This window comes from Streptomyces sp. (assembly GCF_036524955.1).
Classification (GTDB): domain Bacteria; phylum Actinomycetota; class Actinomycetes; order Streptomycetales; family Streptomycetaceae; genus Actinacidiphila.
Genome location: NZ_DATDBG010000219.1, coordinates 1 through 14,555 on the forward strand (window position 1 = coordinate 1; position 14,555 = coordinate 14,555).

General features: G+C 68.7%; 12 protein-coding genes. 2 read left to right on the plus strand and 10 right to left on the minus strand.

Features of this window, described 5'->3' with window-relative positions; all coding sequences use genetic code 11:
• The 10 genes from VIW71_RS17875 to VIW71_RS17915 all read right to left on the minus strand — a co-directional run.
• Positions 1–685, minus strand: a 685-nt coding sequence (locus tag VIW71_RS17875) for a serine hydroxymethyltransferase (RefSeq protein ID WP_331623336.1), incomplete at its 3' end; no start/stop codon positions are given.
• Positions 686–776: 91 nt separating this feature from the next.
• Positions 777–1,031 carry a hypothetical protein gene (locus tag VIW71_RS26635; RefSeq protein ID WP_414720772.1) on the minus strand — a complete coding sequence of 85 codons (255 nt, stop codon included), beginning with the start codon at positions 1,029–1,031 and terminating at the stop codon, positions 777–779.
• A complete protein-coding gene (locus VIW71_RS17880; RefSeq protein WP_331623337.1) occupies positions 977–2,155 on the minus strand; it encodes an NAD(P)/FAD-dependent oxidoreductase in 1,179 nt (392 codons plus the stop codon). The genes VIW71_RS26635 and VIW71_RS17880 overlap by 55 nt, the downstream gene beginning before the upstream one ends.
• Positions 2,152–2,472: a bifunctional 3-phenylpropionate/cinnamic acid dioxygenase ferredoxin subunit gene (locus VIW71_RS17885; protein ID WP_331623338.1), complete on the minus strand. Its 321-nt coding sequence runs from the start codon at positions 2,470–2,472 to the stop codon at positions 2,152–2,154. The genes VIW71_RS17880 and VIW71_RS17885 overlap by 4 nt, the downstream gene beginning before the upstream one ends.
• Positions 2,473–3,038: 566 nt before the next feature.
• Positions 3,039–4,772 (minus strand): BCCT family transporter, encoded by a 1,734-nt coding sequence (locus VIW71_RS17890; protein ID WP_331623339.1) that lies wholly within the window; start codon positions 4,770–4,772, stop codon positions 3,039–3,041.
• A 138-nt stretch (positions 4,773–4,910) separates the two neighbouring features.
• Positions 4,911–6,044 carry an aromatic ring-hydroxylating oxygenase subunit alpha gene (locus VIW71_RS17895; RefSeq protein WP_331623340.1) on the minus strand — a complete coding sequence of 378 codons (1,134 nt, stop codon included), beginning with the start codon at positions 6,042–6,044 and terminating at the stop codon, positions 4,911–4,913.
• Between the two features lie 20 nt (positions 6,045–6,064).
• Positions 6,065–7,213: an N-methyl-L-tryptophan oxidase gene (solA, locus tag VIW71_RS17900; RefSeq protein WP_331623341.1), complete on the minus strand. Its 1,149-nt coding sequence runs from the start codon at positions 7,211–7,213 to the stop codon at positions 6,065–6,067.
• Between the two features lie 61 nt (positions 7,214–7,274).
• Positions 7,275–9,725, minus strand: coding sequence for a GcvT family protein (locus VIW71_RS17905; RefSeq protein WP_331623342.1), 2,451 nt, complete (start codon positions 9,723–9,725; stop codon positions 7,275–7,277).
• Positions 9,726–9,762: 37 nt separating this feature from the next.
• Positions 9,763–10,392: an MBL fold metallo-hydrolase gene (locus tag VIW71_RS17910; protein ID WP_331623343.1), complete on the minus strand. Its 630-nt coding sequence runs from the start codon at positions 10,390–10,392 to the stop codon at positions 9,763–9,765.
• Positions 10,389–11,474: an S-(hydroxymethyl)mycothiol dehydrogenase gene (locus VIW71_RS17915; RefSeq protein WP_331623344.1), complete on the minus strand. Its 1,086-nt coding sequence runs from the start codon at positions 11,472–11,474 to the stop codon at positions 10,389–10,391. Before VIW71_RS17915 ends, VIW71_RS17910 begins: the two co-directional genes overlap by 4 nt.
• 796 nt (positions 11,475–12,270) lie before the next feature.
• Between VIW71_RS17915 and VIW71_RS17920 the strand changes: the two genes are divergently transcribed.
• Both VIW71_RS17920 and VIW71_RS17925 read left to right on the plus strand, forming a co-directional pair.
• Positions 12,271–13,017, plus strand: a complete 747-nt coding sequence (locus VIW71_RS17920) for an IclR family transcriptional regulator (RefSeq protein WP_331623346.1) — start codon at positions 12,271–12,273, stop codon at positions 13,015–13,017.
• A gap of 521 nt (positions 13,018–13,538) precedes the next feature.
• Positions 13,539–13,925, plus strand: coding sequence for a CPCC family cysteine-rich protein (locus tag VIW71_RS17925; protein WP_331623345.1), 387 nt, complete (start codon positions 13,539–13,541; stop codon positions 13,923–13,925).
• The last annotated feature ends 630 nt before the right edge of the window (positions 13,926–14,555 follow it).

Here is a 14,555-nt window from a genome sequence, read left to right on the forward strand (position 1 = left end):
GGGTCGTGGTGGTGACGACGTCCGCGTACGGCACGGGAGAGGGGTGCAGCCCGGCCGCGACCAGCCCGGCGAAGTGGGCCATGTCCACCATCAGGTACGCGCCCGCCTCGTCGGCGATCCGCCGGAACTCCGCGAAGTCCAGCTGCCGCGGATAAGCCGACCAGCCCGCCACGATCAGCTTCGGCCGGTGCTCCTTGGCGAGCCGCTCGACCTCGGCCATGTCGACCCGGCCCGTCTCCGTGTCCACGTGGTACGCGGCGACCTTGTAGAGCTTGCCACTGAAGTTGATCCTCATGCCGTGGGTCAGGTGCCCGCCGTGCGCCAGATCCAGACCCAGGATCGTGTCACCGGGAGACAGCACGGCGAACATCGCGGCGGCGTTCGCCTGCGCGCCGGAGTGCGGCTGCACGTTCGCGGCCTCGGCCCCGAACAGCGCCTTCGCCCGGTCGATGGCGAGCTGCTCGACCACGTCGACGTGCTCGCAGCCACCGTAGTAGCGGCGGCCGGGGTAGCCCTCGGCGTACTTGTTGGTCAGCACCGAGCCCTGTGCCTCGAGCACGGCCACCGGAGCGAAGTTCTCCGAGGCGATCATCTCCAGGGTGGACTGCTGGCGGTGCAGCTCGGCGTCGACGGCGGCGGCTACATCCGGGTCAAGCTCGTGAAGTGAGCTGTTGAACAGGCTCATCGGCGGTTTCCTTGTGTGTGGGAGTGGTGCGCGGCGTACGCATCGGCAAGGACCGGACGCCCGCGATGTTCTCGCCTCGTAGTTCGAACAGTCAGACGACGGCGCAGGGACCGGTGTTGACGGCACCCGGGTCGTCGGCCGGCGCGGTGCTGACGTCCAGGACCTGGCTTGGGGAAGGGACGTACACGTCACTGACGGCTGTCGGCGACGTGATCTCCCCACAAATCTCTCCGGCCTCGGCCCAGGTGTCGGTTTCGGGGAGCCGGAGGTCGACGACTTCGCCGAGGACCCTCAGGCGGCCGCGGCCGCGGCGCCAGGGGTGAGGGTGCGGCGCAGCCGGTTGAATGTCTTCGGCTGGTTGAGGGAGAGCACGGCGACGGGGGAGCCCTCACGCCGGTAGACGGCTGTGAAGGAGCGGCTCTCGAGGTCGCCCTCGAGGAGCTCGGGCCGGTCGCCGGGGGCTACGTGGCCGGCGAGCTGGATGCGCACGCCGTACTGGTCGGACCAGAAGTAGGGCGCGGAGACCGGGCCGGGAGCCGACGCGCCGGAGAGCAGTGTGCCGGCGGCGGTTTTCGCCTGCTCGGTGGCGTTGGTCCAGTGCTCGATGCGGGCATGCCTACCGGTGAACGGGTTGGGACAGCGGGCGACGTCACCGACGGCCACCACACCCGGGAGACTTGAGGCGCAGCCGGCGTCGCACACCACGCCGTCGTCCACCTGAACGCCGGAACCGGCGAGCCAGTCGGTGGCGGGCCGTACACCCACCCCGACCACGACGACGTCGGCGGGCAGCAGGCGCCCGTCCGCCAGCCGTACGCCGGTGACCCGGCCGTTGCCGGTGAATCCCGCGACGCCGCCGCACAGCAGGCGAACCCCGTGATCGGCGTGGAGCGAGGAGCACACCAGCCCCATCTCACGTCCCAGTTGGCGTTCCAGCGGTACGTCGAGCGCCTCGACGACGGTGACGTCCAGACCGAGCCGGTGGGCCGTGGACGCCACCTCGGCACCGATGAAGCCGGCGCCGACAACGACGACCCGCGGCAGGCCGTTCGACAGCTCGGCACGCAGGGCCATGGCGTCGTCCAGAGTGCGCAAGGTGTGAACACCGGCCAGCCCGTCCGTGCCGGGGATGATCCGGGCACTGGCGCCGGTCGCGACGACGACCCCGTCGGTGCGCAGCTTCCGCCCTCCGGCCAGGGTGACGGACCGGGCCGCGGGGTCGAGCCGCACCGCGCGCTCACCGAGCAGCCACCGCACCTCCAGGTCCTCGTACTCGTCCGCGTCGCCGAGCGCGAGCGCGCCGGCGTCGAGATCTCCCTTGAGAAAGTCCTTGGACAGCGGCGGGCGGTCGTAGGGGAGGTGGCGCTCGTCGCCGACGACGACGATGGCGCCGTCGTATCCCTCGGCGCGCAGCGCGCGAACCGCGCTCAGGCCTGCCAGCGACGCTCCGACGACGGTGATGCTCTTCATGCGGACTCCCCGACGGTGACGTGGAGCAGGATGTGGCCGTCCTGCTGGGAGACCCGGTGGGTGCGCACCGGGTGCTTCGCCGGCGGGCAGGTCGGGCGACCCGTGCGCAGGTCGAAGGAGGTCGCATGCAGGGGACATTCGACGAAGCAGCCCTCCAGCCAGCCGTCGGCCAGCGAGGCGTCCTGGTGGGTGCAGGTGTCGTCGATGGCGTAGACCGTGCCGTCCACGTTGAACAGCGCGACCGGGGCGGGAACGCCGTCGGTAACACGGATGGACTCGCCAGGCGGCAGGTCTTCGATCGGGCACACCGTGATCATGGGGAACCTCCAGGTCCCGACGGGAATGGGGAGCCGTCGGCCAGGTGGTGGCACCTGGCCTTACGACGGAGGAAAAGAGCGAGAGAGCCAGAAAATGCCGTCTCGAATAGTGCAACCAAATTCACTATATGCAACATGCTTCCCGTCGCCTTGGGGATTGTCAAGCGAGGAGCCGAATTGGTCCGCGACAGTGCGTAAAATTGCGCGATATGCAACAGAGCGGTAATCGACTGCCCGATCCTTCGGGGCACCGCAGCAGGCGAATCCCGGTGCAGTCGACGGATCGGGCCGTGAGTTTCCTGGAACTCCTCGCCCGCCGACGACCTCAGGAAGAGTCGCAGAGAGCGCTGCTGAACTCGGGGTACACAATGCCGCCGAGAGTCTCCGACGTGGCGTTTCGCCAGTCCGAAAGAGGGCGCTCAGCGGAATAGGACGGCGTCAGGGATAGTCGAATACCAGATATGCCCATACACATTTTCAGTGTGTGGGGGTGCGTGGGGAGGTACGGGCGGGGCCGTGACCGCGTGAGTCGTTTCCACGGCCCCGCCGGTGTCGGACCGCCCCCGTCAGAACTCGGAGGACGGAACAGACTCCCTGAGCTCTGTGTCGCCCGATGAGGCGGCGGGGCCGATGCGGAGTTCGAAATCGCCGTCGTACTTCTCATGGCCGGCGATGACGGCCGTTTCGATGGCCTCCTCGCCCTGCTGCCCGCGGATGATGAGTGGGTCGTGGCGCAGGTCGCGCATGAGCGCGAGGCACAGCCCGACCATCACGAGTGTGAAGGGGGCGGCCGCGAGGATGGTGAGGTTTTGCAGTCCGGTGAGCGCGTCGCCCGTGCCGCCGCCGACGAGCAGCATGACGGCGGCAACCGCTCCGGTCAGCACGCCCCAGAACACGACGACGGCCCGGGTCGGTTCCAGGGATCCGCGCTGGGAGAGGGTCCCCATCACGATGGAGGCGGCGTCGGCACCGGAGATGAAGAAGATCCCGACGAGGAGCACGACCAGCACGCTGGTCACCGTGGCGATCGGGTACTGCTGGAGCACGTCGAAGAGCTGGCCCTGGGCCGTCGTGGCGTCGCCGAGGTGGCCTTGGTCCTGCAGCCGCATCGCCGAGCCGCCGAAGACCGCGAACCACAGCAGGCTGACCGTGCTGGGCACGAGGATGACCCCGCCCACGAACTGCCGGATGGTGCGGCCGCGGCTGATCCGGGCGATGAACATGCCGACGAACGGCGTCCAGGAGATCCACCAGGCCCAGTAGAAGACCGTCCAGCCGGCGAGCCAGTCGGCGACTCCCTCACCGCTCGAGGCTTCGGTACGTCCTGCCATCTGTGTCAGGTCACCGAGGTAGGCGCTGAGGGAGGTGGGCAGCAGGTCGAGGATGAGGATGGTCGGCCCGGCGACGAATACGAAGACCGCCAAGGACAGCGCCAGCACCATGTTGATGTTGGACAGCCACTGGATGCCTTTGGCGATGCCGGACACCGCGGAGGCGACGAACGCCACGGTGAGCACGGCGATGATGGCGACCAGCAGCCCGGTGCCGATGTCTCCCTTCCATCCCAGTTCGGTGATGCCGCTGCGAATCTGCAGGGCGCCCAGGCCCAGGGATGCCGCGGAGCCGAAGAGGGTGGCGAAGATGGCGAGGATGTCGATGACCTTGCCGCCCCAGCCGTTCGCCCGCTTCGCCCCGATCAGCGGAGTGAAGACGGCGCTGAACAGCTGTCGCCGGCCGCGCCGGAAGGTGCTGTAGGCGATCGCCAGCCCCGCCACCGCGTACATCGCCCACGGGTGAACCGTCCAGTGGAAGAGGGTGGTGGCCATGGAGATCTCCATGGCCTGTGCGGTGTCGGCCGGGTCGGCGCCGGGCGGCGGCGTCTTGAAGTGCGACAGCGGTTCGCTGACGCCGTAGAACATCAGCCCGATGCCCATGCCCGCGCTGAACATCATGGCGATCCAGGAGATGGTGCGGAACTCGGGCTTCTCGCCCTCCTGGCCCAGGGTGATCCGCCCGTAGCGGCTGACCGCCAGCCAGAGGGCGAAGACGACGAAGGCGGAGGCGGTCAGGACGAACGCCCAGCCGCCGTTTCGCATCAGCCCGTCCAGCAGGGAACCGGACACGCTCTCCAGGGTGTCGGTGGCGGTGGCGCCCCAGAGGACGAAGGCGAGGGTGAGGACTGCGGTGACGCCGAAGACGACGGGGTCGATTCGAGGCCGGGTGGTGGTCACGGGGCTCCTTGCTGGGGCTGCCACCGCGGTGTGGCCTCTATCCCTGTTGCTTTGGTGTGTTTTGCTCATTATTGTCTCATCCTTCTTGCTGAAGGCTGTCGCCGGCCGGTCAGCTGCTCACAGCGGGCTGAGCGAGCGGGACGTGATATGTGGGTCCCAGTCGGCCTGCCCTCCTGCCACGAGAAGGCCGACTGGGAGAGTGACGGGTCAGCGGGAGACCGCGGAGCCGAGCTTGTCCTGCAGCCAGGTGTGGAAGGCACCGATGTGGTGCTCGCTGGGCACGAGGACGCCGCCCTTGGCGTAGGCCCGGGAGCTCATCCCCGGCTGAGTGCGCTCGCAGGCGTCGAAGTCCTGCTGGTTGACGCGGTGGAACAGCTCGACCGAGCGGTCCACGTCTTTTCCGCTTTCGATGACGCGCGGGAGGTAGAGCCAGTCGCATTCCACGATCGTGCGGTCGTGCGCCATCGGGTACATGCGGTGGAAGATCACGTGGTCGGGTACCAGGTTGATGAAGACCTGCGGCTTGATGGTGATCGCGTAGTAGCGGCGGTCCTGCTCCTCGGCCACGCCTGGGATGCGGTCCAGACCCTCGCTGCCGTCGATGGTGAAGCCCTTGATTTCTTCCCCGAAATCGGCGCCGTGGCCGACGTAGTACTGGGCCGCGTAACCGTCGGCGAACTCCGGTAGCACCTCGGTCAGTTCAGGGTGGATGGTGGCGCAGTGGTAGCACTCCATGAAGTTCTCGATGATCAGCTTCCAGTTGGCCTTGACGTCGTAGGTGATTCGTCGGCCCACCTGCAGGTCATCGATCCCGTAGTTCTCGATGGAGGCGGCGTCGCCCAGTCGCTCGATCACGGCGCCGATCACGGCGTCCTCGAAGGAGGGCGGGGTGTCGGCGAGGCATATCCACACGTATCCGAGCCACTCGCGGATGTGGACGTTGATCAGGCCGTACTCGACTCGGTCGACGTCCGGCATCGACGTGAGGTTCGGTGCGGCGACCAACTTGCCGTCGAGGCCGTAGGTCCAGGCGTGGTAGGGGCACTGGAACGCGCGCTTGACCTCTCCGGATTCCTCGGTGCACAGCTTGGCGCCGCGGTGTCGGCAGATGTTCAGGAACGCCTTGAGCGAGCCGTCCCGGGAGCGGGAGATCAGCACGCTCTCCCGTCCGACCTGGTAGGTGCGGAACTGCCCGGGTTTGGCCAGCTCGGAGGCGCGGGCCACGCAGAACCACATGGCTTCGAAGACGCGTTCCTGTTCCAGAGCGAAGATCTCAGGATCGGTGTAGTACTCCCCGGACAGCGTGGAGATCAAGCTCGGGGGCAGGCTGGTGGTGGTCATCGTTGTCACCTCGGGAGATGTCAGACGCGCACGCGGCGGGGGTCGAAAAGGGCGATGGGGTGCTTGGTGGTGCCCTCGGTGGCCAGGTCGGCGATGATCTCGCCGATCACGGGCACGAACTTGAACCCGTGGCCGGAGAACCCGCAGGCCACCGTCGCCTGGGGGTGCTCGGGGTGCTGGGCGAGGACGAAGTGTTCGTCCGGGGTGTTGGAGTACATGCAGGCGGCCGCCTTGAGGAAACGGCCGGGCAGGGAGGGGATGCGCGGGCGCAGGTACTCGGCCATGGCCGCGATCTCCTCCGGGTGGATCTGGCGGTCGAGAGTGTCCGGGTCGCTGGGCACGCCTTTGCGGAAGAAGGCGATCTTGGCGCCGCCTTCGCAGCCGTCGAGGGCGGGGAAGCCGTAGATCTGGGTGCCGTCCGGGTCCTCCCAGATGTAGATGGGATGCCGGTCGGCGGTGAACGGGCCGACACCCCCCTCGGGCTGGAACCAGTACATGACCTGCCGCTCCACCGTCACGCTCACGCCGAGGTCGGGGAGGAGCTTCGGAGCCCAGGCCCCGGGGGCGATGACCAGCCTGTCGGCGGTGTAGCTGCCACGGTCGGTGACCACCCAGGCCTTGCGCCCCGCGCCATCGGCCTCCCACCCGAGGACGGGTTCTGCGAAGTGCAGCTCGGCGCCGTGGGCGCGAGCCAGATCCAGGTGGGCGGTGACGGTCGCCTCCGGCCGGGCCAGGCCGGCCTTGCGCTCGTAGAAGGCGACGTCCCTGTCGGAGGGGGTGAAGGTGGGGAAGCGGCGCCGGATGTCGGCGGCGGTGAGGACCTCATGGTCCAGGCCCCACTGCTGGGCACTGCGCAGGGTGCCGGCGAAGGCCGTGCTGTCCTCGCGGCCGATCATGAGGCCGCCGGTTTCGGTGAAGACCTCGTGACCGGAGTCAACGGCCAGCTTCTCCCACAGTTCGTGGGCACGGAGCAGCAGTGGCACGTAGGCGGGGTCCTCGAAGTAGGCCTGGCGGTAGATGCGGGATCCGCCGTGGCTGGAGCCGAAGTTGTGGGCGGGGCCGAACTGCTCCAGGCCGAGCACCCGTTGCCCGCGGGCGGCGAGGTGGTAGGCGGCGGCGCTGCCCATCCCCCCCAGACCGATGACGATCACGTCGTACGAAGGGGTCATGCGTCCATCTCCTGGGAATCTTGCCGACAAGGGTTTGGTTCCGCTGGTGCCCTCGGCGGGTTCAGCGCCGGATGCGCGACATCGCGGGGTCGAACAGGGGCTCGGCGGCGGTGACAGCTGCGACCTTGGCGCCGAAGTACTCGATCTCCACCCGGGTCCCGGGGGCGGCGTGCTCGGCGGGGAGCCAGGCGTAGGCGATCGGAGCACCGATCGTGTAGCCGTAGGCGGCGCTGGTCACGTAGCCGACCGGCCGGCCGTCCACGTAGACCGGTTCCTTGCCCGTCACCACGGCCTGCTGGTTCTGGATCACCAGGCAGGCGAGCCGACGGGTGACCGTTTCCTCACTGATCCCCTCGAGCGCGGGCCGACCGGTGAAGTCCCCCTTGTTACGGCGGACCGCGAAGCCCAGGCCGGCCTCATAGGGGGTGTGCTCGGTGGTCATGTCGTGGCCCCAGGAGCGGTAGCCCTTCTCCAGGCGCAGGCTGTTGAAGGCGCTGCGGCCGGCGGCGATGATCCCCAGCTCCTGCCCCGCCTCCCACAAGGTGTCCCACAATCTGGCGCCCATGTCGGCCGTGGTGTAGATCTCCCAGCCGAGCTCGCCCACGTAACTCAGCCGCATCGCGGTGACGGGGACGTCGCCGAGGTAGGCCTGCTTGGCCTTGAAGTAGCCGAAACTCAGATGCGAGAAGTCGGTGTCGGTCAGCGGCTGCACCAGATCACGGGCGCGCGGCCCCCACACGCCCAGGCAGCAGGTCCCGGCGGTGATGTCGCGGACCTGCACCGTCCCGTCGGCCGGCAGGCGCCGGCGCAGCCAGTCCAGGTCGAGGTTGCCGTTGGCACCGATCTGGAACCGGTCGGCCTCCAGGCGGGCGATGGTCAGGTCGCTGCGGATGCCTCCGGCCTCCTCGAGCAGCAGGGTGTAGGTGACCGACCCGACTGGCCGCTCGAGCTGATTGGTCGTCAGCGCCTGGAGGAAGGCGAGCGCTCCCGGGCCGGTCACCTCCAGCCGCTTCAGCGGGGTCATGTCGTACAGGGCCACGCGTTCCCGGGTGACCAGCGCCTCGGCACCGGCGATCGGCGACCAGTGGCGGGACGCCCATGCGTTGCGCTCGGGGACCTGCGCCACCTCGGGCAGGGAGGCGTTGGCCTCGTACCAGTGCGGCCGCTCCCAACCGCCGCCCTCCAGGAAGACCGCCCCGAGCGCATCCTGCCGGGAGTGGAAGGGACTGACCCGCAGCGGGCGCGGTCGTTCCGCCGGTTGCAGCGGGTGCAGGATGTCGTACACCTCGACGAAGTTCTGGCAGCTTCGCTCGTGCACGTAGGAAGGGGCCAGCTGCACCTCCTCGAAGCGGTTGACGTCGCACTCGTGGACGTCGGTGGTGGGCCGGCCGTCAACCAGCCACTCAGCCATGGCCTTGGCCACGCCGGCCGAGTGAGTGACCCACACTGCCTCCGCCAGCCAGAACCCCTGGACCTCCCGCGACTCGCCCATCAGCGGCATGCCGTCGGTGGTGAAGGAGAAGATGCCGTTGAAGCCCTCCTCGACCTTCGCACCGGCCAGAGACGGGAGCAGGGTCACGGAGTCGGCCCACGCTCCTTCGAAGTCGGCCTCGGTGAACTCGAGGTAGGACGGCATCACGGCTGCGTCACGCGGGTGCGGAACGTCGTCCAGGGAGACAGGCATCGGCCGGTGGGCGTAGGAGCCGATGCCGATCCGGTCGACCATCTCGCGGTAGTACAGGCGGGCGTCCTGGTTGCGCAGGATCGGCAGGCCGGCCTCGGTGCGCTCGTCGTTGCGCCCCTCGAGCACCGGGAGCACGGTCGTCGTCGCGTACTGGTGGGCCATCGGCACCAGGGGCACCGCCTGCCCGACCATCCGTCCGATCTCCGGCCCCCAGAACCCTGCGCAGGAGACCACGACGTCCGCCGGGAAGGTCCCCTGGTCGGTGACCACCGCGCTGATCCGGTCCCCGGTCGTCTCGATCCCGGTCACCGTGTGGTGCCCGAGGAACCGGGCCCCGCGGGCCATCGCCCGGCGGGCCTGCGCCTCGCCCGCCCGCAGCGCCTTGGCCAAGCCGTCGCTGGGGATGTGGAACCCGCCGAGGATCCGCTCCGGGTTCAGCAGCGGGTGCAGCTCGGCGGACTCCTCGGGCGTCAGCAGGCGGCTGTCCACCCCCCAGGAGCTCAGCCACCCGTGTCGGCGCTGGAGCTCCGCCAGCCGCTCGGGGCTGGTGGCCACCTCCAGGCCACCGACCTGCCGGAAGCACCACTGCCCGTCCAGGGTCAGGCCGCTGTACTTCTCGACCGTGTACTTCGCGAACTCGGTCAGCGTCTTGGACCCGCTGGTCTGGAAGACCAGGCCGGGAGCGTGTGAGCTGGAACCGCCCGTGGCGAAGAGCGGGCCCTGCTCGACGACGGTGACGTCCGTCCAGCCGCGCTCGGTCAGTTCGTCGCTGAGCGCGCAACCGACGATGCCGGCACCGATGATGACCACCTTCGGCTCAGCCGCCATGTTTTTCCTCCAGATTCGTGTTCTGTGACGGGCGGGGTCAGTGCCCTCGGGCGATCCAGTCGTCGAGCTGGGGCGCTTCGGCCCCGATCGAGGTGTTGCCTCCATGACCGGTGTGAACGGTGGTGTTGGCGGGGAGGGTGAGCAGCCGGTCACGGATGGAGGCGATGATGGTGTCGAAGTCGGAGTAGGAGCGGCCGGTGGCTCCCGGGCCGCCCTGGAAGAGGGTGTCGCCGGAGAACAAAGCGCCCAGCTCGGGCACGTACAGGCAGACGGCGCCGGGAGAGTGACCGGGAGTGTGCAGCACATGCAGTCCGGTGCCGGCCACGGTCAGCAGCTCCCCGTCGGCCAGCTCCCGGTCGGGTTCCCACCGGGGGTGCAGGGCCTTCCACAGCACCGCGTCGTCCGGGTGGAGCAGGATGGGCGCGCCGGTGCGGGCGGCGAGGGCCGGAGCGGCGTTGATGTGGTCGTTGTGGGCGTGCGTGCACACGATGCCGACCAGGCGCCGGTCGCCGACAGCGGCCGCGATCGCCGCCTCGTCGTGCGCGGCGTCGACGACCAGGACCTCCCGGTCGTCGCCGATCAGCCAGACGTTGTTGTCCACCTCCCAACTGCCCCCGTCCAGCTGGAAGGTTCCGGAGGTGACCAGGTGCTCGATCCGCGCCGTCACAGGACCACCACCGAGCGCAGGACCTCACCGCGGTGCATCTTGGCGAACGCCGCCTCCACCTCGTCCAGCGCGATCTCCTCGCTGACGAAGCCCTCCAGGTCGAAACGGCCTTGCAGATAGAGGTCGACCAGGGCGGGGAAGTCCCGGGAGGGCAGGCAGTCGCCGTACCAGGAGGACTTCAGTGCCCCGCCCCGGCCGAAGACATCCAGCAGAGGCAGGTCGACGGTCAGCTCCGGGGTGGGGACGCCGACCAGGACGGCGGTGCCGGCCAGGTCGCGGGCGTAGAAGGCCTGCTTGTAGGTCTCGGGACGACCCACCGCGTCCACGACGACGTCGGCGCCGAAGCCGCCGGTGAGAGCGCGGATGGCCTCGACGGCGTCGGTCTTGGAGGAGTCGACGGTGTCGGTGGCGCCGAACTTCCCGGCCCACTGCAGCTTCCGCTCGTCGACGTCGACGGCGATGATGCGGCTGGCGCCGGCCACCTTGGCGCCCGCGATGGCGGCCATGCCCACGCCGCCGCAGCCGATCACCGCGATCGAGTCTCCGCGGCCAACGCCGCCGGTGTTGACCGCGGCGCCGAACCCGGCCATCACGCCGCAGCCGAGCAGCCCCGCCGCGGCGGCCGAGGCGGTCGAGTCCACCTTGGTGCACTGGCCGGCGGCGACCAGGGTCTTCTCGGCGAAGGCACCGATGCCCAGGGCCGGGGACAGCGGAGTGCCGTCGGCCAGCGTCATCGGCTGGGTGGCGTTGTGGGTGGCGAAGCAGTACCACGGCTTGCCCTTGCGGCAGGCCCGGCACTGGCCGCAGACCGCGCGCCAGTTGAGTATGACGAAGTCGCCGGGCGCGACGTCGGTGACGCCCTCACCGACCGCCTCGACAACTCCCGCGGCCTCATGGCCGAGCAGGAAGGGGAACTCGTCGGTGATCCCCCCCTCCCGGTAGTGCAGGTCGGTGTGGCAGACCCCGCAGGCCTGCACCCGAACCAGCGCCTCCCCCGGGCCGGGGTCCGGCACCAGGATGGTCTCCACCGAGACCGGAGCGCCCTTCTTCCTGGCGACGACGGCGCGTACCTCGTGTGTCACTGTCGATCTCCTCATGGGGCGACGGCCGAGTGCGAACTTCGGCCGGATGTTCTGAATAGCGGGGACGTCGCATCGCTCCGCCCGGAGCGATCGACGAGGGAACGGGGTGGACTTCGCTGTTCACGGGGGTCCCGCACGAACGACGGGGGGTGCTCAACGGTTCAGGCAACCGACTCCGCACCTACGGCCCCGAGCCTGGGGAGAGCCGAGGCCGAGCCGGTCGCGGATGTTGCGCATTACGTGACGCGTTACACCATAAGAAACGTTCAGACTGTCTGCCCTCGGGGCGGCCACTGTCGAGGGGTCGGTCTGGTGAGCTCAGGGCGTCCTGGGCGGCGACGCTGCGGCCAACGACTCACACCTAGCGTCGTTGCGTAAAGTGCGATTGGTTTCTGTATGCGCAACAGAACATCGCCAGTGTGTCAGCGCCGAGACAGGTTGTTGAAGCTCGTGTAACTTCACCGGGCTCTCGGCACCACCCCCGGTATGGCATGGTGCCGGGGCTCAGGCACTCGCCCGCCCTGGAGCGGCACAGGAGAGGCGTGTGCTGGTCGACATGGCTCGGCAACCCGCCGACCGGCGTCGCCGCAGGGCGCGACCACGTGCTCGACGCCGGTCTCCACGAGCCCGGCCACGGCGTCCGCCAAGAGCGCCTCGCCGACGCCGCTGATCCCGCGACACACGAACCTTCACCGCTTCCGCCGCAGGTGCGAGGTCGATGGATCAAAACGCTTATAGTTGCGCTGTGAGCAACTACACGGCAGACCGCGAAACAATAGGCCCTGCGGTGAACGGGGTGCAGTCCGTCGACCGTGCCGTCACTGTTCTGGAGATCCTCGCCCAGCGCGGCGAGGCGGGCGTCAGTGAGGTCGCCGCGCAGATCGATGTCCACAAGTCGACCGCGTTCCGCCTGCTCGGAGCGCTGGAGGCACGCGGTCTGGTCGAGCAGGCGGCCGAGCGGGGCAAGTACCGGCTCGGGTTCGGGATCGTGCGCCTGGCGGGCGCGGTCACGGGCAGTATCGACATCACCCAGCAGGGGCGGCCGGTCTGCGAGCGGCTCGCCGAGCGGATCGGCGAGACCGTCAACATCGCCGTCCTGCAGGAGCACTACGCGGTCAACCTCTATCAGGTGCGCGGCCCGGGGGCGGTCGGCACGCACAACTGGGTCGGGCAGCTCACCCCGCTGCACGCTACGTCCAGCGGCAAGATCCTGCTGGCCCACCTGCCGGCGGAGGAGCGCGCCGCAGTACTCGCGGCGTCCGGGATGAAGAAGCTGACGCCGCGCACCCTGACTACCAGGACGAAGCTGGAGAGCAACCTCACCGAGGCACGGCAGCGCGGGTACGCGGTGACGCTGGAGGAACTCGAGCTCGGACTGCACGCCATGGCGGCCCCGATCCGCTCCCGCGACGGCGAAGTGATCGCTGCGATCAGCGCCTCGGGGCCGGCCTACCGCTTCACCGAGGAGCGCGTGCACGAGCTCGCCCCAGTACTACTCGAGGGCGCGGAGGAGATCAGCCGCCGGATGGGCTACCTGGGCTGAGCCTCCCCTGGCCTTCCTCCGGGACGGGGAACCACAGCGTTGGCCGCCGCCCGCGCGGATATGGCTACCGCCGACGCGGAGTGCCTGGGCGGCAAGATCAGCCGCAGCCAGCACGGATCCGGCGTCCGTATTCCGAACATGGCACTGCACGCCGATTCAAGGGCCTCGACCTGCACAAACGGATCTGACAACACATCAGGTCAGGTCAGGTCATCCCGCATAATTCAGTAAAACGAAGCGAAAGCGGCCGACCACCGAAGCAGCCGACCGCCCCTGAACTGCGGTTTTACCCAACCGCAGGACTTCGAAGGCCGCTACACGTTGAAGCGGAACGTATCCGGGCCGGATCTGACCTGCGGCGGAGCACCAGGCAGGGGGCTGACCAGGGATTTCGACGTTGGCGTGCGTTGGGTTCCGACGGGGGTTTACGGGGGTCCTGCGGACTGTATGCGGACTGGTCGGACGGGCCGCGGAAGCGAAATGCGTGGTGCCCCAGCCGGGCCGTCAACGAGACTACGGAGGTGAGCGACCGCTACCCCTGCCCCTGCTGCGGACACCGCGTCCTCGACGAGATGCCCGGCTCCTTCGAGATCTGCCCCATCTGCTTCTGGGAGGACGACGATGTCCAGTTCCGCTGGCCGACCACGACAGGCGGAGCGAACCGGGTCTCGCTCATCGAGGCGCAGCGCAACTACCAGGACTCCGGCGCCTGCGACCAGCACGGACGGAAGTACGTCCGCCCGCCAGCCGAGGACGAACCGCTGGACCCTGCCTGGCGCCCCATTGACCTGACGCGCGACTTCTTCGAGGACTGGGACTCCGCGGTCCACACCCCTTGGCCTGATGACCGCTCGGTGCTCTGCTGGTGGCTCCCAACTTTCTGGCGCCGCGACCACCACGCAGAATGATGGCGCCGCGAGCCCGCACCGCCCTCAGCCGATTCCCGTCCGAAGGCGCAGTCTTGCCGCATGTCTCATCGGGCCATCGGCCTGACTGCCAACCCAAGGTGCGACGCGAACGCATGCTGGCACCATGTGGGAGATCGAGGGCTGTGCCGCTGTCTTCAGCGTCCTCATCGTGCGGTTGATGCAGTCCGGGGCGGCGCACCATGTTCACCGGTTCGATGAGCGAGATCGTGCGCCTGCTGTAGATCGTGGCTGGAAACCGTCGCCCACGCCCAGCCCTCCACGGTTCCGCGTATTGGAAGTGGCGGTGAGTACTGTAATTTGACGTTCCGTTAGTCGGCCGGGTGGGGGACCGTGCGCGGCCGAGGGGGACGACCAGGACACGGCTTACCCACGTCCAGCAACTTGGCCTGCAGTCATGCCTATCGGCTGGATTCCGGTGAGCCTTGAGGCAGACGCAACAGTATGCAATCGCAAAGCGTGTTCGAGCGCGGCCAGAGAGTAAGGGTTCAGGCCGTCGGCGTACCCGAGTTCGCCACCGTCAGGTTCGCTCTTCCGGGAGACGAGCCTGGTTCCTGGGATCTCATCCTGGTCGATGACGAAGACCGTCGTCACGAAGTGAACCTGGCCGCC

Coding starts and splice junctions, on each gene's coding strand:
- VIW71_RS17880 (WP_331623337.1), bottom strand. CDS start 2,155: ATGAAGAGCATCACCGTCGTCGGAGCGTCGCTGGCAGGCCTGAGCGCG.
- VIW71_RS17885 (WP_331623338.1), bottom strand. CDS start 2,472: ATGATCACGGTGTGCCCGATCGAAGACCTGCCGCCTGGCGAGTCCATC.
- VIW71_RS17890 (WP_331623339.1), bottom strand. CDS start 4,772: ATGAGCAAAACACACCAAAGCAACAGGGATAGAGGCCACACCGCGGTG.
- VIW71_RS17895 (WP_331623340.1), bottom strand. CDS start 6,044: ATGACCACCACCAGCCTGCCCCCGAGCTTGATCTCCACGCTGTCCGGG.
- solA (WP_331623341.1), bottom strand. CDS start 7,213: ATGACCCCTTCGTACGACGTGATCGTCATCGGTCTGGGGGGGATGGGC.
- VIW71_RS17905 (WP_331623342.1), bottom strand. CDS start 9,725: ATGGCGGCTGAGCCGAAGGTGGTCATCATCGGTGCCGGCATCGTCGGT.